General features: G+C 66.5%; 20 protein-coding genes and 1 riboswitch. Of the genes, 11 read left to right on the top strand and 9 right to left on the bottom strand.

The annotated features are described in order from the left end of the window. Window positions 1–60: 60 nt before the first annotated feature. The gene (locus AB6724_RS08315) at window positions 61–972 is read right to left on the bottom strand and encodes a PPK2 family polyphosphate kinase (protein WP_369338042.1); all 912 of its coding nucleotides are present in this window, start codon (window positions 970–972) and stop codon (window positions 61–63) included. Window positions 973–1,081: 109 nt separating this feature from the next. After that, entirely contained in the window at window positions 1,082–1,981 is a 900-nt protein-coding gene (locus AB6724_RS08310; protein WP_369338041.1) for a LysR family transcriptional regulator, read from the bottom strand. A 92-nt stretch (window positions 1,982–2,073) separates the two neighbouring features. On the opposite strand from AB6724_RS08310, the gene AB6724_RS08305 reads away from it, so the two are divergent. Continuing rightward, the gene (locus tag AB6724_RS08305; RefSeq protein ID WP_369338040.1) at window positions 2,074–2,577 is read left to right on the top strand and encodes a PACE efflux transporter; all 504 of its coding nucleotides are present in this window, start codon (window positions 2,074–2,076) and stop codon (window positions 2,575–2,577) included. Window positions 2,578–2,667: 90 nt separating this feature from the next. Here AB6724_RS08305 and gltS read toward each other — a convergent pair whose 3' ends face one another. Next, entirely contained in the window at window positions 2,668–3,906 is a 1,239-nt protein-coding gene (gene gltS, locus AB6724_RS08300; RefSeq protein WP_369338039.1) for a sodium/glutamate symporter, read from the bottom strand. A gap of 144 nt (window positions 3,907–4,050) precedes the next feature. After that, window positions 4,051–4,159: riboswitch (S-adenosyl-L-homocysteine riboswitch) on the top strand. A gap of 36 nt (window positions 4,160–4,195) precedes the next feature. Here gltS and metH point away from each other — a divergent pair. Further along, entirely contained in the window at window positions 4,196–6,964 is a 2,769-nt protein-coding gene (gene metH, locus AB6724_RS08295; protein ID WP_369338038.1) for a methionine synthase, read from the top strand. A 58-nt stretch (window positions 6,965–7,022) separates the two neighbouring features. Here metH and AB6724_RS08290 read toward each other — a convergent pair whose 3' ends face one another. The 4 genes from AB6724_RS08290 to trpB form a co-directional block, all read right to left on the bottom strand. Then, window positions 7,023–7,727 carry a GntR family transcriptional regulator gene (locus AB6724_RS08290; RefSeq protein ID WP_369338037.1) on the bottom strand — a complete coding sequence of 235 codons (705 nt, stop codon included), beginning with the start codon at window positions 7,725–7,727 and terminating at the stop codon, window positions 7,023–7,025. Window positions 7,728–7,735: 8 nt separating this feature from the next. Next, a complete protein-coding gene (locus AB6724_RS08285; protein WP_369338132.1) occupies window positions 7,736–9,076 on the bottom strand; it encodes a C4-dicarboxylate transporter DctA in 1,341 nt (446 codons plus the stop codon). Between the two features lie 238 nt (window positions 9,077–9,314). After that, window positions 9,315–10,754 (bottom strand): cardiolipin synthase, encoded by a 1,440-nt coding sequence (gene cls / locus AB6724_RS08280; RefSeq protein ID WP_369338036.1) that lies wholly within the window; start codon window positions 10,752–10,754, stop codon window positions 9,315–9,317. Between the two features lie 154 nt (window positions 10,755–10,908). Then, window positions 10,909–12,111 carry a tryptophan synthase subunit beta gene (gene trpB / locus AB6724_RS08275; protein WP_369338035.1) on the bottom strand — a complete coding sequence of 401 codons (1,203 nt, stop codon included), beginning with the start codon at window positions 12,109–12,111 and terminating at the stop codon, window positions 10,909–10,911. A gap of 167 nt (window positions 12,112–12,278) precedes the next feature. Here trpB and AB6724_RS08270 point away from each other — a divergent pair, with 167 nt between their 5' ends. Further along, entirely contained in the window at window positions 12,279–13,754 is a 1,476-nt protein-coding gene (locus AB6724_RS08270) for a DUF2868 domain-containing protein (protein WP_369338034.1), read from the top strand. A 2-nt stretch (window positions 13,755–13,756) separates the two neighbouring features. Beyond that, window positions 13,757–15,292, top strand: a complete 1,536-nt coding sequence (locus tag AB6724_RS08265) for a DUF3482 domain-containing protein (RefSeq protein WP_369338033.1) — start codon at window positions 13,757–13,759, stop codon at window positions 15,290–15,292. Here AB6724_RS08265 and AB6724_RS08260 read toward each other — a convergent pair. Beyond that, on the bottom strand, window positions 15,267–16,439 hold the full coding sequence (locus AB6724_RS08260; protein ID WP_369338032.1) for a sensor histidine kinase: 1,173 nt from the start codon (window positions 16,437–16,439) through the stop codon (window positions 15,267–15,269). The two genes, AB6724_RS08265 and AB6724_RS08260, sit on opposite strands and share 26 nt — an antisense overlap. Continuing rightward, window positions 16,424–17,146, bottom strand: a complete 723-nt coding sequence (locus tag AB6724_RS08255) for a response regulator (RefSeq protein WP_369338031.1) — start codon at window positions 17,144–17,146, stop codon at window positions 16,424–16,426. The genes AB6724_RS08260 and AB6724_RS08255 overlap by 16 nt, the downstream gene beginning before the upstream one ends. A 287-nt stretch (window positions 17,147–17,433) precedes the next feature. Between AB6724_RS08255 and AB6724_RS08250 the strand changes: the two genes are divergently transcribed. From AB6724_RS08250 to AB6724_RS08220, 7 genes are read left to right on the top strand one after another with little or no spacing between them, the layout of a single operon-like run. Next, window positions 17,434–18,798, top strand: a complete 1,365-nt coding sequence (locus AB6724_RS08250; protein ID WP_369338131.1) for an efflux transporter outer membrane subunit — start codon at window positions 17,434–17,436, stop codon at window positions 18,796–18,798. Further along, the gene (locus AB6724_RS08245) at window positions 18,795–19,943 is read left to right on the top strand and encodes an ABC transporter permease (RefSeq protein ID WP_369338030.1); all 1,149 of its coding nucleotides are present in this window, start codon (window positions 18,795–18,797) and stop codon (window positions 19,941–19,943) included. Before AB6724_RS08250 ends, AB6724_RS08245 begins: the two co-directional genes overlap by 4 nt. A 20-nt stretch (window positions 19,944–19,963) precedes the next feature. Beyond that, window positions 19,964–20,716: an ABC transporter ATP-binding protein gene (locus AB6724_RS08240; RefSeq protein ID WP_369338130.1), complete on the top strand. Its 753-nt coding sequence runs from the start codon at window positions 19,964–19,966 to the stop codon at window positions 20,714–20,716. Window positions 20,717–20,719: 3 nt separating this feature from the next. Next, window positions 20,720–21,655 (top strand): efflux RND transporter periplasmic adaptor subunit, encoded by a 936-nt coding sequence (locus AB6724_RS08235; protein ID WP_369338029.1) that lies wholly within the window; start codon window positions 20,720–20,722, stop codon window positions 21,653–21,655. After that, window positions 21,648–22,361 (top strand): MtnX-like HAD-IB family phosphatase, encoded by a 714-nt coding sequence (locus AB6724_RS08230; RefSeq protein WP_369338028.1) that lies wholly within the window; start codon window positions 21,648–21,650, stop codon window positions 22,359–22,361. Before AB6724_RS08235 ends, AB6724_RS08230 begins: the two co-directional genes overlap by 8 nt. Continuing rightward, window positions 22,358–23,284, top strand: a complete 927-nt coding sequence (locus AB6724_RS08225) for an alpha/beta hydrolase (protein ID WP_369338027.1) — start codon at window positions 22,358–22,360, stop codon at window positions 23,282–23,284. The genes AB6724_RS08230 and AB6724_RS08225 overlap by 4 nt, the downstream gene beginning before the upstream one ends. Further along, window positions 23,274–23,642 (top strand): EamA family transporter, encoded by a 369-nt coding sequence (locus tag AB6724_RS08220; RefSeq protein WP_369338026.1) that lies wholly within the window; start codon window positions 23,274–23,276, stop codon window positions 23,640–23,642. Before AB6724_RS08225 ends, AB6724_RS08220 begins: the two co-directional genes overlap by 11 nt.

Here is a 23,642-nt window from a genome sequence, read left to right as displayed (position 1 = left end):
TGTCTGATGCCAAGAACAAAGGCAGGACCTGCGCAAGCTGCTTCGCTGATGTGAGCACCCTCATTTCACCCGGATCTTGTCCAGCGCCGGCGCTCCGGGCGGGTAGTGCAGCTCCAGATTGCCGAGCACCTCGCGCAGCAGGGTGGCGATCATCAGATTGCGGTGGGTCTTGGAGTCGGCCGGGACTATGGTCCAGGGCGCCCAGGGCGTATGGGTGGCGGCCAGCAGGCTGGCGTAGGAGCGCTGATATTCGTCCCACTGGGCCCGGACCTTGAGGTCGTTGTCATCGAACTTCCAGTGCTTGCAGGGATCATCCAGGCGCTCCTGCAGGCGCTGGCGCTGCTCCTCCTTGCTGATGTGCAGCATGAACTTGACGACCACGGTGCCGGTTTCGCTGAGCATGCGCTCGAAGTCGTTGATCTGCGCATAGCGCTGGGCCTGTTGCTCGGGCGTGATCCACTGGTTGACCACGGGCACCAGCACGTCTTCGTACTGGCTGCGGTTGAAGACCACGATTTCGCCGCTGGCCGGTATCTGCAGATGGATGCGCCATAGATAGTCGCGCGCCTTCTCCGTCTCGGTAGGGGCTTTCCAGCCCACGGTGCGCACGCCCAGGGGCGTCATCTGGCTGAACACGCCGCGCAGCGTGCCGTCCTTGCCGGCCGCATCCATGCCCTGGAGTATGACCAGCAGCTTGAAGCGGCGATCCGCGTAAAAAATGTTCTGCAGCTCGTCCAGCTCCAGGGCCAGCTGGTTCACCCTGTCCTTGTCGAACTGCTTGCCCTGGTCTGCCGAAAAAGGCTTGGCTCCGGGGTCGAACTGCTGCAGATCGACGGGGGCCGCGGCCTCGGCGCGAGCCGCGCGATGGTCGCGCGGCTCGCCCGGCTGCCAGCGCTGCCAGAGCTGGAGCAGCGCCGGGTCATGGCTTGCGAAAGGATAGGGATTCTGGGCATTGGCCGGCTGATGGGACATGGCTGGGACTCCTGTGCTGCGGAATGAATAGCGCAAAACACCGACATCATCTTCGCTACCTGGGGCTCCTGTCATCCATGCGGCGCCAGCATCGTCAGCCATGCCGTGCTCAGCGCCCGCGCAGCAGCTGCACAAAGCGGCGCGCGGCCAGGCCTTGCGTGCGCTCCTTGGACCAGACCCAGTCCACAAACAGCGTGGTGCCGTTGCTCAGGTTCTGCACGGGGATTTCCAGCAGGGCGCCGGCGCCTATATGCGCTTCCACCAGGCCCTTGGGCAGCCAACCCCAGCCCAGGCCCGCGCCAATCAGGGCCAGCGCGGCCTGATGGCTGTCCGTGCGCCAGAGCCGGCGCGCAAACACAAAGCGCGGATCGGTCTGCTGCGGGTCGCGGCTGGCGACCAGGATCTGGCGCGTGGCGGCCAGCAGCTCCACCGACAGCTTCGCGCCCGGGCCATGCTCGGCCAGAGCCTGCTGCCAGGGCGCAAACTGCGGCGCCATCACGGCGACCAGGGTCTCGCGCCCCATTTCCTGAAAACCTTCGCGCCCGTCCACGGCCGGACGCTCGAACACCAGGGCCAGATGCGCCCGGCCCGCATGCAGCAGTTCCAGCGCATCGGCCTGGGGCGCGGCAAGCACCTCGATGGGCAGGGCCGGAAACTCCTGCACCAGGGTACTCAGCGGCCCGGTCCAGTGTGTGGCCAGCAGCTCGGGCGCAATGGCCAGCGTCAGCCGCTCTTCCAGCCCTTCATGCAAGGCCTGGGCCTGCCAGTTGAGCTGTTGCAGCTGCTCGGCCAGCAGCCGTGCCTGGGGCTCCAGCGCGCGCGCCGCGGCGGTGGGCGCGGGCTCGCGTCCGCGGCGGTCGAACAGTTGCAGGCCCAGCTCGGCCTCGAGCTGGGCGATCGCCATGCTGACGGCCGAGGGCACGCGCCCCAGCTGGCGCGCGGCCGCCGAGAAGGAGCCCGCATCGAGCACGGCGAGAAACAGCGGGACCTGATCGGCAGCGAAGGGCATGGTTTGACTTGTCAGAAAAATTGAAAGGAACTGACTTTTATCTTCAATTTTCAGAACATACACTGCAGCCTATGTCTCAACAAGCCTCAGCGATGGCATCCGCTTCTTCCTCTGCCACATCTTCCAGTCATCACGCCGCTGTCGCCGCTCCCGCCAAGGTCTCGGGCCTGCAAGGCCCCAAGCGCCGCATCCTCTACGTCTCGCTGTACGAGGCCATTGCCATCATCGTCTCCAGCCTGATCTTCATGGCGATTGGCCAAAAGGCCAGCGATTCCGGTGTCATGGCCGTGGCGGCCTCGGTGATCGCGATCTGCTGGAATCTGAGCTTCAACTACCTGTTTGAAAAATGGGAGTCGCGCCAGAGCGTCAAGGGCCGTTCGGTATTGCGCCGCGTGGTGCACGCGATCGGTTTCGAAGGCGGTATCGCCGCCATGCTGATTCCGCTGATGGCCTGGTGGTTCGAGATCTCGCTGTGGGAAGCTGCGGTGATGGAAGCCGGCCTGCTGCTGTTCTTCATGGTCTACACCTTTGCCTTCAACTGGGCGTTCGACCGCCTGTTCGGCCTGCCGGCCTCGGCCCAGGGCGTGAGCGCCTGAGCCTCGGAGTGGCGTCTGCCGCCGGCAGAAAAAAAGCCTGTTCCAGCGCGGCCGGAACAGGCTTTTCTGTATGCCGCCGCGGCGAAACGGTCAGCGCAGCAAGCTGATCCAGAGCTGCAGCACAAAGGCGTTGGTGATGTCGATGAAGAAGGCGCCCACCAGCGGCACCAGGATGAAGGCCTTGTGCGACGGGCCGTACTGGTTGGTGATGGCCTGCATATTGGCCACGGCCGTGGGCGTGGCACCCATGCCGAAGCCGCAGTGGCCGGCGGCCAGCACGGCCGCGTCGTAGTCCTTGCCCATGATGCGGAAGGTCACGAGGCTCGCGTACAGCGCCATGAGCAGGGTTTGCGCGAGCAGAATGATCACCAGTGGGCCGGCCAGATCGCTGAGTTCCCAGAGCTTGAGCGACAGCAGGGCGATGGCCAGATAGATGGACAGCGAGGCATTGCCGAACACGTCGATGGCGCGGTCGAAGACCTTGAAGCCGAACACATGGTCCAGCAGATTGCGGATCACCACGCCGCCGCCCAGCGCCCAGACAAAGGTTGGCAGCTGGATGGCCGAGCCCTTGGTCAGCCCGGTCATGAACTCGGCAAAAGCCAGACAGGCCGCAAACAGGGCCAGGGTTTCCACCGCGGCGTCGGCCGTGATCAGGCGCGGCGCATGGCTGGGGGATTCGAAGTTGGCCACCGCGCTGCCCTCGCTCACGGTGGTGGCGTCGGCCTGCTGCTGCTCGGATTCGGTGAGCGGCCGGGCCAGCCGGTGGCGGGTGATCAGGTGCTTGGCCAGCGGACCGCCGAGCAGCCCGCCGATGACCAGGCCGAACGTGGCGCAGGCAATGCCCAGCGTGGTGGCGCCGCTCAGGCCGTACTGGGTTTCGAGCACCGAGCCCCAGGCGCCTGCCGTGCCGTGGCCGCCGACCAGGGTGATGGAACCCGTCACCAGGCCCAGCAGCGGGTCCAGCCCCAGCAGTGTGGCCAGGCCAACGCCCACGCCGTTCTGCACCAGGATGAAGGCCGCTATCAGAAGCGGGAAGACCAGCAGGCCCTTGCCGCCTTCGCGCAGTTTGGCAAAGTTGGCGCTCAGGCCTATGGAGGAGAAGAACACCAGCATGAAGGCCGACTGCAGGCCGGACTCCAGGCTCAGGCTCAGATCCATGAACCGGTGCAGGGCAAAGATCACAGCCGCCACGACCAGGCCGCCGGAGACGGGCTCGGGGATGTTGAAGTCGCGCAGCAGGCGGATATGCCGCGTCAGCAGCTTGCCCAGCATCAGCACCAGTACGGCAAGAATAAGCGTGTAGTACGCACCAAGGCTCACGTGCATTTCTCTTCTCCAGGCGGTTCTTCTTGAGGACGCTGGATTCTAGGGTAAGCCCTTATATGCCCCTTGGTCGCGGGCCGGCGGGCCCCCGCGGCAGTAGGCGGCAGCGGGCGCGGACAAGCGGCCTCGTCTTAGAATGGCGGGCTTCGCCCCAAGGAGCGCTGCAGCGGCCCGGTTGAGCTTTCGACCCGCCGTCAGGCTTGGGGCCGGCCGCCTGCCCGCGCAGGCAGTCCACAGACAACGGCGCTCACCTGTTTTCCTTCTGTCCTTGGTTTTTATACAGGTGAGCCAGATGTCCGCTGCTACCCCTTCCACTGCTATCGCCCCCATGCGCCTGTCGGGCCTGGAGCCCGTGTTCATCGGCGAGGACACGCTGTTCGTCAACGTGGGCGAGCGCACCAACGTCACCGGCTCCAAGGCGTTTGCGCGCCTGATCCTCAACGAGCAGTACGAAGAGGCCCTGGCCGTGGCGCGTCAGCAGGTGGAAAACGGCGCCCAGGTGATCGACGTGAACATGGACGAGGCCATGCTGGACAGCAAGGCCGCCATGGTGCGCTTTCTGAACCTGATCGCCTCCGAGCCCGACATCGCCAAGGTGCCGGTGATGGTGGACAGCTCCAAGTGGGAGGTGATCGAGGCCGGCCTGCGCTGCCTGCAGGGCAAGGGCATCGTCAACTCGATCTCCATGAAGGAGGGCGTCGAAGAGTTCAAGAAGCACGCCAAGCTGGTCAAGCGCTATGGCGCGGCCGCCGTGGTGATGGCATTCGACGAAAAAGGCCAGGCCGACACCTTTGCGCGCAAGATCGAGATCTGCGAACGCGCCTACCGCATCCTGGTCGACGAAGTGGGCTTTGCGCCCGAAGACATCATCTTCGACCCCAACATCTTTGCCGTGGCCACCGGCATCGAAGAGCACAACAACTATGGCGTGGACTTCATCGAGGCCACGCGCTGGATCAAGCAGAACCTGCCGGGCGCCAAGGTCAGCGGCGGCGTCTCCAACGTGAGCTTTTCCTTCCGCGGCAACGACCCGGTGCGCGAGGCCATCCACACCGTGTTCCTCTACCATGCCATCAAGGCGGGCATGGACATGGGCATCGTCAACGCCGGCATGGTGGGTGTCTATGACGAGCTGGAGCCCACGCTGCGCGAGCGCGTCGAAGACGTGGTGCTCAACCGTCGCCCCGACGCGGCCGAACGCCTGCTGGAGATCGCCGACCAGGCCAAGGGCGCGGCCAAGGACGACAGCAAGAAGCTGGAATGGCGCGGTACGCCGGACAAGCCCAAGACCGTCAACGAGCGCCTCTCGCATGCGCTGGTGCACGGCATTACCGACTTCATCACCGAAGACACGGAAGAGGCCTACCAGCAGATCGTGGTGCAGGGCGGCGGCCGCCCGCTGCATGTGATCGAAGGTCCGCTGATGGACGGCATGAACGTGGTCGGCGACCTGTTCGGCGCCGGCAAGATGTTCCTGCCCCAGGTGGTCAAGAGCGCGCGCGTGATGAAGCAGGCCGTGGCCCATCTGGTGCCCTATATCGAAGAGGAAAAGCGTCAGCAGGAAGCCGCGGGCCTGGACGTGTCTAGCAAGGGCAAGATCGTCATCGCCACCGTCAAGGGCGATGTGCACGACATAGGCAAGAACATCGTCACCGTGGTCCTGCAGTGCAACAACTTCGAGGTCATCAACATGGGCGTGATGGTGCCCTGCCACGAGATCCTGGCCCGTGCCAAGGCCGAGGGCGCGGACATCATAGGCCTGTCGGGCCTGATCACGCCCAGCCTCGAGGAGATGCAGTATGTGGCCGGCGAGATGGACAAGGACGAGTACTTCCGCATCAAGAAGATACCGCTGCTGATTGGCGGCGCCACCTGCTCGCGCGTGCACACGGCCGTGAAGATCGCGCCCAAGTACGACGGCCCCGTGGTCTATGTGCCCGACGCCTCGCGCTCGGTGAGCGTGGCGCAAAGCCTGCTGGGCGAAGGCAAGCAGGCCTATCTGGACGAGCTGCAGGCCGACTACGACAAGGTGCGCACCCAGCATGCGAACAAAAAGGCCACGCCGCTGTGGCCGCTGGACAAGGCGCGCGCCAATGCCACGCCCGTGGACTTTGCGCACCATGCGCCCGTGCTGCCGCGCGTGCTGGGCCGCCGCGTGTTCAAGAACTTCGACCTGGCAGAAATTGCCCAGTACATAGATTGGGGCCCATTCTTCCAGACCTGGGATCTGGCCGGCCCCTTCCCCGCCATCCTCGACGATGAAATCGTGGGCGAGCAGGCACGCAAGGTGTTCGAGGACGCCAAGGCCATGCTGAAGAAGATCGTCGAAGGCCGCTGGCTGCAGGCCAATGGCGTGATGGGCCTGTTCCCGGCCAACCGCGTGGGCGACGACATCGTGTTCTACACCGACGAATCGCGTACCCAGGTCCTGGGCACCTGGTACGGCATGCGCCAGCAGACCGAGAAGCAGGCCGTCGACGGCCCGGATGGCCGGCCCGTGATGCGCCCCAGCCGCTGCCTGTCGGATTTCGTGGCCAGCAGGGACAGCGGCATTGCCGACTACGCCGGCATGTTCGCCGTCACGGCCGGCATAGGCGCCGAGAAGAAGGACAAGGAATTCGAGGCTGCGCTGGACGACTACAGCGGCATCATGTTCAAGGCCCTGGCCGACCGTCTGGCCGAGGCCTTTGCCGAATGCCTGCACCAGCGCGTGCGCAAGGACCTGTGGGGCTATGCCGAGGACGAGCAGCTCTCCAACGAGCAGCTCATCAAGGAGCAGTACCAGGGCATACGCCCCGCGCCCGGCTACCCGGCCTGCCCCGATCACACGGCCAAGACCGATCTGTTCAAGGTGCTGAACGCCGCGGAAATCGGCATGCATCTGACCGAAAGCCTGGCCATGTTCCCGGCCTCCAGCGTCAGCGGCTTCTATCTGGGCCACCCGGACGCGGTGTATTTCAACGTCGGCCAGATCGGCGAGGATCAGCTGGCGGATATGGCCGAGCGCCGCGGCATGGACATGGCGGAGCTGCGCCGGGCGCTGGCGCCGAACCTGGGCTGATCCCGGTCCGCGGGCACGCAGCGCGAGCGCAGCAAAGCCAGGGCAGGCCCTGGCTTTTTCATTTGTGCGGCAGCGGGCCCTGCTTGAGCACGGGCGCCAGCGTGGCACGCAGGCGGTCGCCGGGGTCTGCGGCCTCGGGCGCGCGGGTTTCCAGCGAGCGCTCCACCATGCCTATGTGTTCCAGCAGCAGGGCCTTGGCGCCCTCGGTGTCGCCGCGCTCCAGGGCCGCCACGATGCGCTCGTGCTCGGCGCAGGACTGGCCGGCGCTGTGCGTGGACTGGTAGAGCGTGGCCGCCAGGGTGGTGCGCGCCGTCAGGTCGCGCAGCGTGTCGGCCAGCAGCCGGTGGCCCATCTGCTCGGCCAGGCAGACATGGAAATCCGCGAGCAGAAAAGCGCGCATGGCGCTGTCCGCGCCGGCAATGGCCTTCTGCTCCTGGGCGATGTGGCGGCGCAGCTGGGTGATGACGCGCTGCAGCGGCTTGCCGGCCTCCTGCAGTATGCCGGTCTCGATGATGCGCCGCGCCGAGAAGGCGTCCTTGGCCTCGGCGGCCGAAGGCTGGACCACATACCAGCCCCTGCGGGCCTGGACCTGGACAAAGCCGCGGGCCTGCAGCTGCATCAGCGCTTCGCGCACCACGGTGCGGCTGACGTCGAAGTTGTTGGCCAGCTCCTGCTCCCCCAGCCTTTCACCGGGCGCCAGCTTCTGGGCCAGTATGGCTTCGACGACGCGTTCCGCGATGTGCTGTGGAGAGGCAGGAGTCATTGCTTGATCTAGTGGCTGGAGTGGGAGACGGGGACTATGGCAGGCGGAACCTTAGCAGATGCATGGTCTTCTTCTTCGGTCCGCGGCTCGGCCCTGCCGTCGAGCACGGCATGGGCACGCTCGCGGTCGATGTCGCCTTCCCAGGCCGCGATGGCCACGGTGGCCACGCAGTTGCCGATCAGATTGCCCAGGGCGCGCGCGATGCCCATGAACCAGTCCACCGACAGCACCAGCACCAGGCCGATCGCCGGAATGGCAGGAATCGCGTGCAGGGTGGCGGCCAGCACCACGATGGCCGAGCCCGGCACGCCGTGCGCGCCCTTGGAGGTCACCAGCGCGATGGCCAGAATGGTCAGCAGGTCGGACATGCTGATCGGGGTGTTGGTGGCCTGGGCGATGAAGACCGCGGCCAGCGTGATGTAGATGGAGAACGCGTCCAGGTTGAACGAATAGCCGGTGGGTATCACCAGGCCCACCGTGGAGTCGCGCACGCCCATGTTGCGCAGCTTGGCCATGATTTGGGGCAGCACGCTGTCCGACGAGGTGGTCGCGAAGACGATGGTCAGCTCCTCGCGCAGATAGCGCAGCAGCTTGATCAGGCTGAAGCCCGACAGGCGCATCACCAGGCCCAGCACCACGAACACGAAGATCAGCACCGAGACGTAGAACAGCGCCACCAGCATGCCCAGCTGCTTGAGCGAGCCTATGCCGTACTGGCCCACGGTGAAGGCGATGGCGCCCAGCACGCCCAGCGGCGCGAGCTTGATGATGATGCCCATGACCTTGAACAGGGCCATGGACAGCGTGTCCACCAGTTCGGAGACGGGTTTGCCGCGTTCGCCCAGCAGGGTCAGCGCGCAGCCGAACAGCACGGCGAACAGCAGCACCTGCAGCACGTCGCCCTTGGCGAAGGCTTCCACCACGGTGCTGGGAATGAGCTTCATCAAAAAGTCCACCGTGCCGCCGCTGGTCAGCTTGTCGGCATTGCTGGCATAGGCCGCCATGGCCGAGGCATCGAGCTTGCTGGTGTCCACGTTCATGCCGGCGCCGGGCTCGAAGACAAAGGCCAGCACCAGGCCCAGACCCAGCGCGATGGTAGTCAGCACCTCGAAGTAGATCAGGGCCTTGACACCCACGCGGCCCACGCGCTTGAGGTCGCCGGCACCGGCAATGCCGTGCACGACCACGCAGAACACCAGGATGGGGATGATCATCTTGATCAGCTTGATGAAGCCATCGCCCAGGGGTTTGAGTTTCACGGCCCATTCAGGGGCCAGTAGTCCGGCGAGCACACCCAGTATGAGTGCGATCACCACCTGTCCGAACAGTGATCTGACAAAGCGGCGCATAGTCGTCTTTCGCAAGTTGTGGAATCTTGTATGCAAGTAACTTGAAACTTGCATACAAGAATGTAGATAAGCGAAAGCCGTGCCAGCAGAGGGTATTCCTGCAGATTTCCGCAACTTCGGAGAGGATCAGTCCTGACTTGCGTGCATGAAATCGGGAGGGCGGGCCGCCGTGGTGCGCGGCCGGCCGCCGGCATGCACGCGTGTGGTGCGAGCCATGCCCTGCGTCAGGGCATGGCGTCTACAGCACCGGGCTCAGGGCACCCAGCAGGTTGTCCCAGATGCGCTTCCACCAGGGTGTGGCGCGCACCTGTTCCAGCGTCACCGCGTGGGATTCGCGGATATAGCTCTGCTGGCGCTGGCGGATGGCCTGGGTGGTGGCCTCGTCATGCAGCAGCACATTGTTCTCGAAGTTCAGGTCAAAGCTGCGCAGGTCCAGATTGGTGGAGCCGATCAGGCTGACAGCGCCGTCCAGGCACAGGGTCTTGGCATGCAGCAGGCCGGGGCGGAATTCGTGGATATGTACGCCGGCCGTGAGCAGGCGCCAGTAATGGCTGCGGCTGACGGCGCCGACGATCCATGAATCATTGCGGGCGGGCAGGATCAGCGTGACCTGGACGCCGCGCCAGGCCGCGGTGCACAGGGCATCGAGCACCGTGGTGTCGGGCACGAAGTAGGGGGTGGAGATCACCACCTCCTGGCGTGCGCAGGCCAGCAGGCTGGCGACCAGCTGCGGCGTGGAGCGGGGGCGCTCGGTAGGGCCTTCGGCAATGCCTACGGCACCGAAGCCTCCGGCCTGCGCCGTGGCCGCGGCGATGGAGGGCGGCGCCACGCCGGCATCGGACTGTGCCCAGTCGCTCGCAAATGCCTGCTGCATCTGCGCCACCAGAGGGCCCTGCATGCGCAGCATGATGTCCACCCAGGGCGCGAAGCGCGGCTTGAGGCGGAAGGCTTCGTCGGCGCAGTTCTGGCTGCCGCAATAGGTGATCTGGCCGTCGATCAGCGTGATCTTGCGGTGGTTGCGCAGGTCGATGCGGCTGGTCAGCATGACCTTGAGCGGATGGCTGATGGGCAGGGCCACGGCCAGGTGCACGCCGCCCTGCTTCATCTGCTGCCACAGGCCCGACTGAATCAGCGCGTGCGAGCCCAGGCCATCGACCATGGCCCGGCAGGTCACGCCGCGCCTGGCGGCGCGGATCAGGGCCTGAGCCAGCTCGGTGCCGGTCTGGTCGTCCAGCCAGATGTAGTACAGCACATTGATCTCGCGGCTGGCGGCCTCCATGTCGGCCAGCATCTGCGCACGCGCCTCGGCGCCGTCGCTCATGAGCCTGGCCCGGTGGCCGGGCAGCACCTGGAAGCCGTTGATGGAGGACGCATAGCGGAAGGCAGGCTGCCACTGGGCGGGAATGCCGGCGCCGCTGCAGGCCGCGGGGGTGGCCGCCGCCACGCTGCTGCCCTGGGCCTTGCAGAACTCCCCCACATTGAGCCGCTTCTTGCCGGGCACGCGGCCCAGCGCCACCTCGCCGAACAGAAAGTACAGCAGGCAGCTCACATAGGGCAGCAGCACGATGACCATGAGCCAGGCCAGCCGCACATCGGGCCGCATATCGCTGCGCAGCAGGATGCGCAGGCCGAAGCCGGCAATCAGCAGTACATGGAGAGTCAGCAGCAGCCAGGTCATGAAGCGGTGTGCGTAGCTTGATCGGTCCGAGCATACAAGGCGGGTGCCGCGGCACAAGCGTGGCGCCCGGATTTACAACAGAATCCAGCCCGTCGCCGCAAACGACAAGGGCCGGCAGAGATGCCGGCCCTTGGAAGAGCTATCGAGGAGAGGCTTACAGGCCCAGCTTGCGGGCTACATAGTCGGCATCCTTGTCGCCGCGGCCCGAGAGGTTGACGAGTATGTGCTGGTCCTTGCCGAGCTTGGGCGCCTCGCGCATGGCCCAGGCTACGGCATGGGCGCTCTCCAGCGCGGGGATGATGCCTTCCACGCGCGACAGCGTCATGAAGGCGTTCAGGCATTCCTGGTCGTCCACGGACTGGTAGTCCACGCGGCCTATGTCCTTGAGATAGCTGTGCTGCGGGCCCACGCCCGGATAGTCCAGGCCCGAGGCGATGCTGTGCACGGCCGCCGGCGTGCCGTCGGCGTTCTCCAGCACATAGCACTTCATGCCGTGAATCTCGCCGGGCTTGCCCACCGACAGCGTGGCCGCATGGCGACCGGGCCGGTCTATGCCTTCGCCCGCGGGCTCCACACCCACCAGGTGCACGGACTCATCGCCGAGGAAGGCACTGAAGATGCCCATGGCATTGCTGCCGCCGCCCACGCAGGCGGCCACATGGTCGGGCAGCTTGCCGAGCTTTTTCTGGAACTGCTCGCGCGCCTCGCGGCCCACGATGGACTGGAAGTCGCGCACCATCTTGGGAAACGGGTGGGGGCCGACCACGGAGCCGATCGCGTAGATGGTGTTCACCGGGTCCTGCAGATAGACCTCGAAGGCGCTGTCCACGGCCTCCTTGAGCGTGGCGGCGCCGCGCGTGACGGGCACCAGCTTGCAACCCAGAATGCGCATCTTGGTCACATTCGGGTGTTCCTTCTCTATGTCCACCTGGCCCATGTGAATCTCGCAGGGAATGCCCACCAGCGCACAGGCCGTGGCCAGAGCCACGCCATGCTGGCCGGCGCCGGTTTCGGCGATCACTTTTTTCTTGCCCATGAACTTGGCCAGCAAGGCCTCGCCCAGGCAGTGGTTGATCTTGTGCGCGCCCGTGTGGTTCAGGTCTTCGCGCTTGAGATGGATTTGCGCGCCGCCTAGCTGGTCGGACAGGCGCTTGGCATGAAAGATGGGGCTGGGCCGGCCCACGTAATCGGCGAACAGCGAGGCCAGCTCATCCTGGAAATCCTGGCGCTGCACGATGGCGTCATAGGCCGTGGAGATCTCGTCCATGCACTTCTTCAGATCGGGCGGCACCAGCTGGCCGCCATAGGGGCCGAAGAAGCCGTGGATATCGGGCATGGCCTGCAGGTTTTGCGTCATGGTCTGTCTCCTTGGTGTGTGGAAGCAAAGCGCATTCATATCACAGCCCGGAAAAAGTCGGTCCGGATTTGTACTGAGATCGGCCAGAACCCATGCTGGCAAAGCGCCTGTAGCTATTGTTCCGATATTGCTGCCGGGGCGGGTGCGGGCTGAAACACAATAGCGGCATGAAAGCCAGTTCCGCCCGCGAGATTGTTTTTGCCCATGCGCTGGAAACCGCGGCCGCGCACGAAGCGCTGCCCACGGCCGAGCGCTGCACGGCCATCACGCAGGAGGCTTTGCATGCCCTGGGCAAGGAGCAGGGGCGCGGCCAGGCGGGTTTCGAGCGCTTTTTGCAGCAGCGTGCCCGGCGCATCATCGCGGCCGCAAGCCTGCCCGCCGAGATTGCTGCGCTGTGGCAGCAGGCCGCGGGTGTTTCGCGCTGGGCGGTGGCGGGTGTTCTGGCGCTGGCCTTTGCGCTGGGCTTTGCCGGCCATGCCATCACCGACCCGCACCGCGTGGACCTGCTCTCGCCGGCGCTGATCGGCATCGTGGCCTGGAATCTGCTGGTCTATGTGCTGTTGCTGCTCGCCTGGCTGCGCGGCCGGTTCCAGCGCCGGAAAAGCGTCGTGCCGCTGCTGGCACCGACCCGGGGCGAGCCGGCGCTTGCGGCCCAAGCTCCCACTAGCGCCTGGCGGCAAAAGCTGCAGGCCAGGAAATGGCCGCTTTCGCGCGCCACGGGGCTGCGGAAAATGGCGCTGAACTTCGAGCGCAACTGGTGGCAGCTCAACCAGCGCTCACGCCATGCGCAGTGGGTGATGAGCATGCACCTGGGCGCCGCCCTGCTGGCCCTGGGCGCCCTGGCCTCGCTATGGTTCACCGGCCTGACCAGGGCCTATCAGGTGGGCTGGGAGAGCACTTTTCTTTCCCCGGCGGCCGTGCAGACCTGCCTCAACCTCCTGTTCGCGCCCGTGCAGCATCTGCTGGGCGTTGCGCCATGGAGTCTGGATGAAATCCAGGCCCTGCAGGGCTGGGCAGCCCAGCCCGAGGCGGCGGCCGGCATGGCCCGGGTTCTGGAGCCGCCCACGGCGGGCGCGCTCTGGGTGCAGCGCTATACCCTGCTGCTCGGCTGCATGGTGCTGCTGCCGCGCCTGTTGCTGGCGCTGTGGCAGGGCGTTCGCGTCTGGTGGCTAGGACGGCATCTGGAGCTGCCGCTGCAGCAGCCCTATTTCCTGCAGCTGCAGCGCGACTGGGCGGGCCGCGCCACGGCGCTGCAGCTGCGGCCCTACAGCCTCGAGATCACGGCGCAGCGCGAGGCCGTATTGCGCCGCCATGTGGCTCACAGCTACGGGGCCGGAGCCCGGCTCACGCTGCTGCCCGCACTCGCCTATGGCGCACCCTTGTCCGAAGCCGGCGACGGCAGCGCGCAGCAGGTGCTGCTGCTCAATCTGGCGGCGACACCGGAGGCGGAAATCCATGGCGCTTTGCTGGCCCAGGTCGCCAACCGCTGGGGCACGCAGGCCGTGGTCTGGCTCTGGGCCGAAGACTTTCGCGCGCGCAACAGCGGAGCTCCGGCACGGGTGCAGGAGCGCGAGCATCTGTGGCAGGAATTCGTGCGCAGCGCCGGCCTGAACGCCACGCTGGTCCCCGCTGCCGGAGTCTGACAATGAACGATAGCCAACTGCCCGCGGAGGGCGGCAACAGCATTCAGTGGTGTCTGCTCTCGCACACCAATATCGGCAAGACCACGCTGACGCGGACCTTGATGGCCGACGATGTGGGCGAGGTCGAAGACGCGGCCCATGTGACCAGCCGGTCGCAGCGCTATCTGCTCCAGCAAACCCCGCAGGGCGACGAGCTCTGGCTCTGGGATACGCCGGGGTTTGGCGATTCCATGCGGCTCTACGAACGCCTGAGGCAGCAGGGCAATCCGCTGGGCTGGTTTCTCAGCCATGTCTGGGACCGCTGGCGCGACAAGCCCTTCTATCTGAGCCAGCGTGCCTTGCTGGCGGCGCGCGACCATGCGGACGTGATGCTGTACTTGGTCAACGCGGCGGAGGATCCCGCGGATGCGGGCTACTGGAGTGCCGAAATGCAGATTCTGGCGTGGCTGGACAAGCCGGTGATCGTGCTGCTCAACCAGATCGGCAGCGACACCACGCCGGAGCAGACGCAGCAGGATCTGCAGCGCTGGAAGCTGGCCACGAAGGGTTTTCGGGCCGTGGTGCGCGAGGTGCTGGTGCTGGATGCGTTCACGCGCAGTTGGTGGCACGAGCGCAGGATGATGCAGAGCATTGCCCCGCTGCTGCCGCGGGCCAAACGGCCCGCATACCGGAGGCTGCTGGAGCAGCGGGCCGCGCAGCAACAGCGGCGCGAGCAGCAAAGCCTGGAGGTGCTGGCCAGGCAATTGCTGGCCGCGGCCAGCCTGCAGCAGCGGCTCGATCCCGAGCAGGGGCGGCTGCTGTCCCGGGCCTGGCAAAGCCTGAGCCAGCTGACGGCGAAGCTGGGCGGCTCCGGCAGCGATGAGGACAGGCTAAGCGCCCAGGCCAGGGCGGCGGTCGAAGATATGCTGCAGCAGCTGCGGCAGGCCGATGTTCTGGCGACCCAGCGTCTGCTGGAAATCCATGGACTGGACGGCCAGGCCGCGAGCCAGATTCAGGAGCAGCTGCGAGGGCAGCTGCAGATCAACGCCCCTGTGGATGCCCAGGCCGCCAGCCTCTGGGGCGCGCTGACGGCCGGCGCCGCAACCGGGCTGGGCGCCGATCTGGTGGCCGGCGGCCTGACCCTGGGCGCGGGTGCCCTGCTCGGGGCTTTGCTTGGCGCTCTGAGCTTCGGCGGTGCGGCCTGGGGGGTGAACCGGATGTTCGATCAGAAACAGCAGAGCTTTCGGCTGTCGACCGAGTATCTGACGGCGCTGGCGGGGCAGGTGCTGCTCAAATACCTGATCGTCTCCCACTTTGGCCGCGGGCGTGGCAGCTATACCAGCCCCGCGGCACCGCGGCAGTGGAGCGAGCTGACCCAGGCGGTGGCGCAGGAGCAGGCGCAGTCATGGGGCCGGATCTGGGCCGAGGTCCGGCGTCAGGAGGAGTCGCCGGCGCAGGCCAGCCAGCCGGCACAAAGGCTGCTGGAGCAGGGCCTGCAGCAGATCATGGACCGCCTGTATCCGGCGCTGCAGTTCACAGACGCGGAAAACGCACCGTAAAGCGGGCGCCGCCGCGCTCCGAGGTCCCGGCCTCCACCTGGCCGCCCTGCGATGTGACCAGGGCCTTGACGATGGACAGGCCCAGGCCCGAGCCTTCGCGGCGGCGTTTGCCCGGAGCCTGGGCAAAGCGCTGGAACGGGTGGGCCCGGAGTTCGTCGGGCAGGCCGGGGCCCGCATCGCTGACGCTGAGCACAACCCAGGGCTGGCCCTGGACATCGGTTTCGCACCTTACCTGGACGCCCAGCCAGCGGCCGCGGCTGGCGTGGCGCAGCACATTGCCGATGAGGTTGCTGATGATCTGGCGCATGCGGTCGGCGTCGGCGCGGATGTCGGTGCTGCCGTCGCCTTCCTGAACGGGAAGGTCCAGCGACAGGGCCATGTCCAGCTTTTGCAGCTGCGGGTGCTGGTCTTCGACGACCTCGCCCACCAGGGCCGCCAAGTCCAGCCGCTCCTTGCGCAGGGACAGCTGGCCCGCGTCGGCCATGGACAGGGTGTGCAGATCCCCCACCAGCCGTCCCAGGTGTTCCACCTGGGACAGCAGAGTCTTCATCTCCGCGGGGCTGGCTTCGAGCACGCCGTCGCAGATCGCATGCAGCCGGGCCTGCAGCACCGTCAACGGCGTGCGCAGCTCATGGGAGATGGAAGCGGCCGTGGCCAGGCGCTCGGCTTCCAGGGTTTCCAGCGAGTCCACCATGCCGTTGAAGGCATCGATCATCTCGGCCATTTCGCCATGCGCGTTGCCCTTGACGGCGCGCGAGCTCAGGTCGCCGCCCTCCACCCGGGCCGTCACTTCCACCATGGAGGCCAGGGGACTGGTGATGCGCCGCGAGATCCAGAAACCCACACCCAGGCCGAAAGGCAGGCTGATGGCCAGGCCTATGAGCAGCGACCATTTCTCGCCGAACAGCCGGTCGCCTTCCCAGTACTCGATATAGATCTGCAGCGCACGCGGGCTGCTGTCCAGGTCCTGGGCATTCAGGGCGTCGAGCTCGTTTCTGACGGGCGTGGGCAGCTGCTTGTAGAACTCCCGGTACTGCAGCTCGGAAAACAGCAGCACGCCGGCGGCCAGCGAGGTAATCGTCATGAGCACCGCGGCCGTGATCCACAGGCCGAAGCGGACCCAGATGCGGTTCAGTCCCAGGGCCATAGCCGGTAGCCGATGCCGCGTACGGTTTCTATCAGTCCGTCCTGTCCGGCCAGCTGCAGCTTGCGCCTGAGCTTGGACAGATGGGAGTCGATCACGCGCTCCAGCGCGTCGCTCTCGGGCAGGCAGGTCTCGATCAGATAGGCGCGCGAGAAGCAGCGCCGGGGCTGGGCGGCCAGACAGGCCAGCAGCCGGAACTCGGTCAGGGTCAGCGACAGCGGAGCCGAGTGGCCGTCATCGTCATAGACCACGGCGCTGTGCGCATCGACATCGATTTCTATGGGGCCGACGCGGATGGGGACGGCCGAGGGCTGGGGCTTGGCCTGGGTGCGCCGTAGCACGGCGCGCACGCGGGCCACCACTTCGGGAGGATTGAAGGGCTTGACCACATAGTCGTCGGCACCCAGGCGCAGGGCCAGCAGCTTGTCCACATCGTCGGCAAGCGCCGTCACCATGATGACCGGGACCTGGCCTTCGTCGCGTATGGCCCTGAGCACGTCCACCCCGTCCACCTTGGGCAGATGGATGTCGAGCAGGATCAGATCGGGGCGCAGCTGGCGGAACAGCTGCAAAGCCTCTTCGCCGTCGTGAGCGACACGGGAGCGCAGGCCATCGCGCTCCAGATAGGCGCCGAGGACGCTGGCAATGCTGGGTTCGTCCTCAACCACCAGCACGAGAGGGGTTGAGGCGGGTTGTGCAAAAGAATTCATGGCTGGCAGGCTAGGGAAACACCGGGCGGAAACGCTGCCAAGTGTGCTCTGGCGAGCATTATGAGCCGTGGCCGGTGGATGTGATATTGCCAGCACATCTCCATACTTCCTCCATAAACCATGCAATCACACGCAAGCTTTGCGCGATTCAATCGCGAGCCTGGGAACTTGCCTGCGTTTTCCCGCCATCCAAATACTCCGTGCCCTGCCGCCTGTTTCTCTGTCGCGTCGTGAAATCTGTCTCCCATGTTTCCTTCTTCCGCTTGAGCGGCCTGTGCCTGAGTGCCATGGCCTTGCTCGCAGGCTGCGCGGCACCTGTTGATGTCCGACTGGACTCCTCCCTGCCCGAGCATTGGCAGCAGCCGGCGGCCGAGGCCGGCCCCGGGGCCGATACCCGGCTGGCCGAGTGGTGGAAGGCCTGGAACGATTCCCGGCTCAATGCGCTGGTGGACGAGGCCCTGGCCCAGAACCTCGATGTGGCCCAGGCCGTGCTGCGCCTGCGGCAGCAGAAGCTGCTGGCCGATACCGCCACTTCCCCCTTCATGCCGGTGGTCAGCGCCGGGGCGCGGACCTTGCAGGACATCGCTGCCATCGACTCCTATTTCCACGCCAGCGTGGAAGTGAGCTGGGACCTGGGGCTGTTCGGCGAGTCCGAGTCGGCCAAGCGCGCGGGCAGCGCCGGGCTGCTGGATGCCCGGGCCCAGCTGCATGCGGCCCGGGTGGCCCTGGTGGCCGGTGTGGTGCACCGCTATCTGGATATCCGCCTGGCCCAGCGTCAGCGCGCCCTGCTGACACAGCTGCAGGAGCAGGATCAGCGCCATCTGGAGCTGCTGCAGGTGCGCCGTGACCAGCGGCTGGGCGATACCTATGCGCTGGAGCAGCAGCAGTTGCAAAGCCAGCAGGTGCTGGCCCAGCAGGCAGCGGTGACCGAGGCCCAGGCCCGGGCGGCCCATGCGCTGGCGGCCCTGCTGGGCCGGGACAGGCCGGACGGCCAGTGGCTGCAGGCCGACCCGGATGCCAGCCTGCCGGCGCTCCAGGCGGTGGCCGTGGTGCCCGCCGACCTGCTGCGCAACCGCCCCGACATCCAAAGCGCGGAAGCCGCCGTGGAGCGCGCGGCCGCGGCGCTGGGCATGTCGCATGCGGCCCTGTATCCGCGTTTCACGCTCACGGGCTCGCTGCTGTATTCCTATAACCTGACCCAGAATCTGCGCACCACTTCGGACCAGATGCCCTTGATCGGCCCGCAGATCGATATTCCGCTGTTCGACTGGGGGCGCCGCCGGGCGCAGGTCGACGCCAACGAGCTGGCCTTGCAGGCCAGCATCAAGGCCTATCGCCAGAGCGTGCTCGACGGCGTCGCCGACGCAGAGAGCGCGCTGGCGGCGATTGCGGCCCAGCAAAAGCGCCAGCAAGGCCTGCGTTCGGCCCAGCAGATCTATCTGACGCGCGACAAGACCCTGGCCGTGCGCCAGAAGCTGGGCCTGGCCAGCGAACTGGGCGGCATGGACAACCGCCGCGCGGCCCTGCTGGCGCAAAGCGATATGGCGACGGCCCAGGCGGCCGAGGCCCTGGCCTATGTGGCCCTGTACAAGGCGCTGGGTGCGGCGCCGCTGTATGACATTGCCCAGGCGGCACAGGAAGCTCAGCCATGATCGCTCTGGCCCGCAAGACTCTGGTTCACGAATGGCGCCGCTTTGTTCCCTCGATCTTCGCCGTGGGCTTCTCGGGGGTGCTGCTGGCCATGCAGGCCGCGCTGGTGCTGGGCATCTTTGGCTCCGCGGCGGTGTATGTCACGGCTTCGTCGGCCGACCTCTGGGTCGGCTATCCGGGCACGCAAAGCGTGAACTTCGGGCGCAATATCGGCAGCGATGTGGAAATGCGCTTGCGCATGGATCCCGATGTGGCGGCGGTGGAGCCCTATATCTGGCTCGACGGTGACTGGCGCGCCCGCAGCAGCGCCGATGGCGCCACCGGCGGTGGCGTCTCCATCTATCTGTCGGGCGTGGGCACGGCGGACAGTTCGATGATGTTCACCAAGGTGCTGAGCTCCTGGCAGCGGCAGCGCCTGCGCGAACCGGGGGCCGTGATCGTGGACCGTGCGGACCTGGGCACCCTGGGCACGCAGGAAGGCGGCACCGCCTGGATCAACAACCATGCGGTGCAGATCGTGGCGGCCGTGGAAGGCCTGCGCGGCCTGGGCGGCGTGAACGTGCTGAGCTCGGTGGCCACGGCGCGCGAGATCGCCGATGGCGATGCGCGCCAGGGCAGCACCTATTTCGTGGCCAAGCTGCGCAATGGCGCGAACGCGGAGCAGGTGCAGCAGCGTCTGAGCCAGCCCACCAGCAGCTTCGGCCCTTACGAAGTCTGGACCGCGGACGCGTTTGCGCGCCGCTCCCAGCGCTACTGGATGCTGGATACGGGGGCCGGTGCGGGCGTGCTGTTCATGGCCATCATCGTGTGCCTGGTGGGCTCCATAGTCACCAGCCAGTCGCTCAAGGCCGTGGTCGCGGGTTCGGCGCGCGAATATGCGGTGCTGAATGCGCTGGGGGTCAGCCGTGGCTCCCTGGGGCGCGTGGTGGTCGAGCAGGCCTGCTGGATTGGCGGCCTGGGCTTTGTGCTGGCGGCACTGGCCAGCGCGGTGCTGCTGAGCATTGCGGCCGCCTACCGGGTGCCGGTGTCGCTGAATGTGCCAGCGGTGCTGGCCTGCGGCGTGCTGGTGGCCGTGCTGTCGTTGCTGTCGGGCCTAGGGGCCATGCGCAGCCTGTTGCGGGCCGATCCGGCCACCTTGCTGCGCTGAGGTTCATGCCCATGCAATCCATGACGAACGAACCTATCGCCACCAACTCTGCTGCAGCGCGCAACGGGGTCAAGCCCAGCCTGGAGGCCGTGCGCCTCGAAAAATCCTTTCTCTCGGGCGTGGTCCAGGTGCATGTGCTGCAAGGACTGTCCGTGAGCCTGTATCCGGGCGAGCTGAGCCTGATCTCGGGTCCCTCGGGCTGCGGCAAAAGCACTCTGCTGTCCCTGATGTCGGGGCTGCAGAAGCCCGATGGCGGCCAGGCCATGGTGCTGGGTCAGGACCTCGCGAAACTCGGCCAGCGTGCGCTGGAGAAGTTCCGCCTGCGCTATACGGGTTTCGTGTTCCAGGGCTTCAATCTGTTCCCCGCGCTGACGGCGCTGGAGCAGGTGCAGCTGCCCCTGGGCTATATGGGCCTCAAGGACAGCGAAGCCCTGAGCCGCGCCAAGACCGCTTTGGACGAGGTGGGGCTGTCCCACCGCAGCCATATGCGCCCGGCTCAGCTGTCCGGCGGCGAAAAGCAGCGCGTGGCCATTGCGCGCGCCATGGCCAAGGAGCCGCAGCTGCTGTTTGCCGACGAACCCACCAGTGCGCTGGATGCCGAAAGCGGCCAGCGCGTGATCGACATTCTGCACCGGGCGGCGCGCCATCACGGCACTACCGTGCTTTGCGTCAGCCATGACCCGCGCCTGGTGCGCCACGCGGACCGCGTGCTGGGCATGGAGGACGGCGCCATTCGCAGCGACTGGCGCCAGACCAGCCCCATCAAGGAATAACTCATGAATCGTGTTCCCTCCAGTCTGGGCATCCTGCCGGGATTAACCTTGTTGACCGCAGCCCTGCTGGCGCTGGGCGGCTGCTCGCGCGGCAAGGAAAGCGCGTCGCTGATTCCCGCGGCAGCGGCCCAGACGCGCAGCGCCAGCCCCGTGGCCGTGGCCCGCGGCAAGATCGATGTGGAAGGCGGGCTGCTGGAGCTGGCCCCCGCGACCTCGGGCGTGGTGCAGCAGCTGCTGGTCAAGGAAGGCCAGCAGGTGCAAAAAGGCCAGGTCGTGCTGCGCCTGGCCGATGAAGCGGCCAAGGCGGATCTGGCCGTGGCCGATTCGGAGTCGCAGCTGGCCCAGACCAAGCTCAAGACGCGGCAGGCGCGCCTGCCGGCCCTGAAGTCCACGCTGGCGCGCTGGCAGGCTGCGGCCAAGGAAGGCGCGGCCGATCTGCAGAACGTGGACGAGGCCGCCCAGGCCCTGCGCGATGCGCAGGCCGAGGCCGAGATCGCGGCCGCCGAAGCCCAGGTCGCCAAGCACCGCTTCGAGCAGCTGCGCGCCTTGCAGCAGCGCCACGAGCTGCGTGCGCCGGAAGCTGCCACGGTGGTGCGCATCAGCGCCCATGCGGGCAGCGCGGTGCAGTCGGGCGGCAATGTGATGGTGCTGCTGCCCAAGCGCCCGCTGATCGTGCGCGCCGAAGTGAACGAGAGCTTTGTCCCGGCCATTCGTGAAGGCATGAAGGCCACGGTGCTGGCCGACGGCGACGGCACCGCCGGCAAGCCCGAATTTCCGACTGCCACCGTACAACGCATCAGCCCCATATACGGCACGGCGCGCCTGCAGGACGACACGCAGCGCGGCCCGGTGCGCGTGGTGGAAAGCGTGCTGGTGTTTGATCAGCCCCCGGCCAATGCCAAGGTGGGCCAGAACGTAAGGGTCAGCTTCCATGAATAAGCGCATTCCCATTTATCCCGCACAGAATTCCGCATCCCGCACGGGCTGGATGGTGCAAAGCGACTTCGACGGCACGATCAGCCTGCTCGACGTGACCGACACCCTGCTCAACCGCTTCGGCAAGCCCGGCTGGCAGGAGCTGGAAGAGGCCTGGGAGCGCGGCGACATAGGCTCGCGCGAATGCATGAAGGGCCAGGTCGCGCTGCTGGACATGAGCGAGGCCGAGCTGCAATCCCATCTGGACACGATAGAGATCGACGCGCAGTTCGCAGGCTTCGTCGCCGAAGCCAAGGCCCACGGCATCAAGGTGCAGGTGGTCAGCGACGGCATTGACTACGCCATCCGCCATGTGCTGGCGCGGCACGGCCTGGGCGACCTGGAGGTCATCGCCAACCATCTGGTGCAGACGGGCGCGCGCAGCTGGCGCCTGGAGTCGCCCTGGGCCAGCAAGCACTGCGCGCGCGCCAGCGGCAACTGCAAATGCGAGCGCCTGGCCGAGCAGCAGGCGGTGCACGGCCGCGTGCTCTACATCGGCGACAGCACCTCGGATTTCTGCGTCTCGGGCAAGGCCGACTTCGTGCTGGCCAAGTACAAGCTCATCGACTATTGCCGCAGCCGCGGCATAGAGCATGCGAGCTTCGAGCATTTCGGCCAGGCCACGGCCTTGCTGGAGCAGGTGATTCTGGGCGTGGAGCAGCTGGCATGAATGCGATTGATGGCTTTGCACTGATGCAGGCCGAATCCCGGAACGAAGCCGCACTGCAGACGCTGTGCCTCACGCCGCATGAGTTCGTCATGCCGGGCACGGGGCCCAACGCGCGTGTCGGCGTGCTGCTGATCCACGGCCTCACCGGCACCCCTGCGGAGATGCGCCTGCTGGGCAAGGGTCTGAACAAGCAGGGCTTCACGGTCTATGGCGTGCAGCTGGCGGGCCACTGCGGCAGCATGGAAGACCTGGTCGAGTCCCGCTGGACCGACTGGCTGGCCAGCGCCGAGTCCGGCCTGCAGCGCTTTGCCCGGCATGTGGACCATGTGGTGGTCGGCGGCCTGTCCATGGGCGCTTTGCTGTCCCTGGCCGTGGCCGAGCGCAACCCGGAGCAGGTGGCCGGCGTCTGCGCGCTGTCCACCACCTTCCGCTATGACGGCTGGAGCATCCCGTTCTATACGCGGCTGGCGTTTCTGCTGCCGCTGTTCCGCCTGCTGGGCATAGGCCGCCGCAGCGTCTTCATGGAAGCGCCGCCCTACGGCATCAAGGACGAGGCGCTGCGCGCGCGCATCGTCGAGCAGATGCACAGCGGCGACAGCGCGGCCGCCGGCCTGCCCGGCAACCCCTGGTGGAGCATCATCGAGCTCAGAGCCCTGTCAGCCCATGTGCTCGCGCAGCTGGACCGGCTGCGCTCGCCCTGCCTGGTCCTCCATGCCAAGGACGACGATATCTCTTCGGTCAGCAATGCCTACGACATCGAGCGCGGTGCGAAGAACGCCCATGTGGAGCTGGTGCTGCTCGACAACTGCTATCACATGATCACCATCGACCGCGAGCGCCGCACCGTGATCGCCAAGATGAATGAATTCGTGGCGAACATCGCCAACGCGGCAACGCCGGCCAAGGACGCGCATGGGCAGTGATCTCTCGCCCCTGGTGGTGACGCTGTGGGTGCTCAATGTGCTGGTCGACAGCGGCGGACAGCTGGCCTTCAAGGCCGCGGCCAGCGAGCCCGGTGAGCGGGACGGCATGGAGCGCTGGCGCTTCATGCTGGCGCGGCCCTGGCTCTGGGTCGGCGTGGCCTGCTATGTGGCGGAATTCCTGGTCTGGCTGGCGTTTCTGTCGCTGGTGCCGCTGTCCGACGGCGTGCTGCTGGGCTCGATCAATATCGTCGCCATCATGATTCTGGGGCGCGTGCTGTTCAAGGAAAGGCTGGCGCCCATGCGGGTGGCCGGCATCGTGCTGGTCTCTATCGGCGTGGCCGTCGTGGGGTTGCATTGA

Origin of the sequence: Comamonas guangdongensis (assembly GCF_041079535.1) — a bacterium.
GTDB lineage: Bacteria > Pseudomonadota > Gammaproteobacteria > Burkholderiales > Burkholderiaceae_C > Comamonas > Comamonas guangdongensis.
This window is presented reverse-complemented; position numbering and strand designations above follow the sequence as displayed.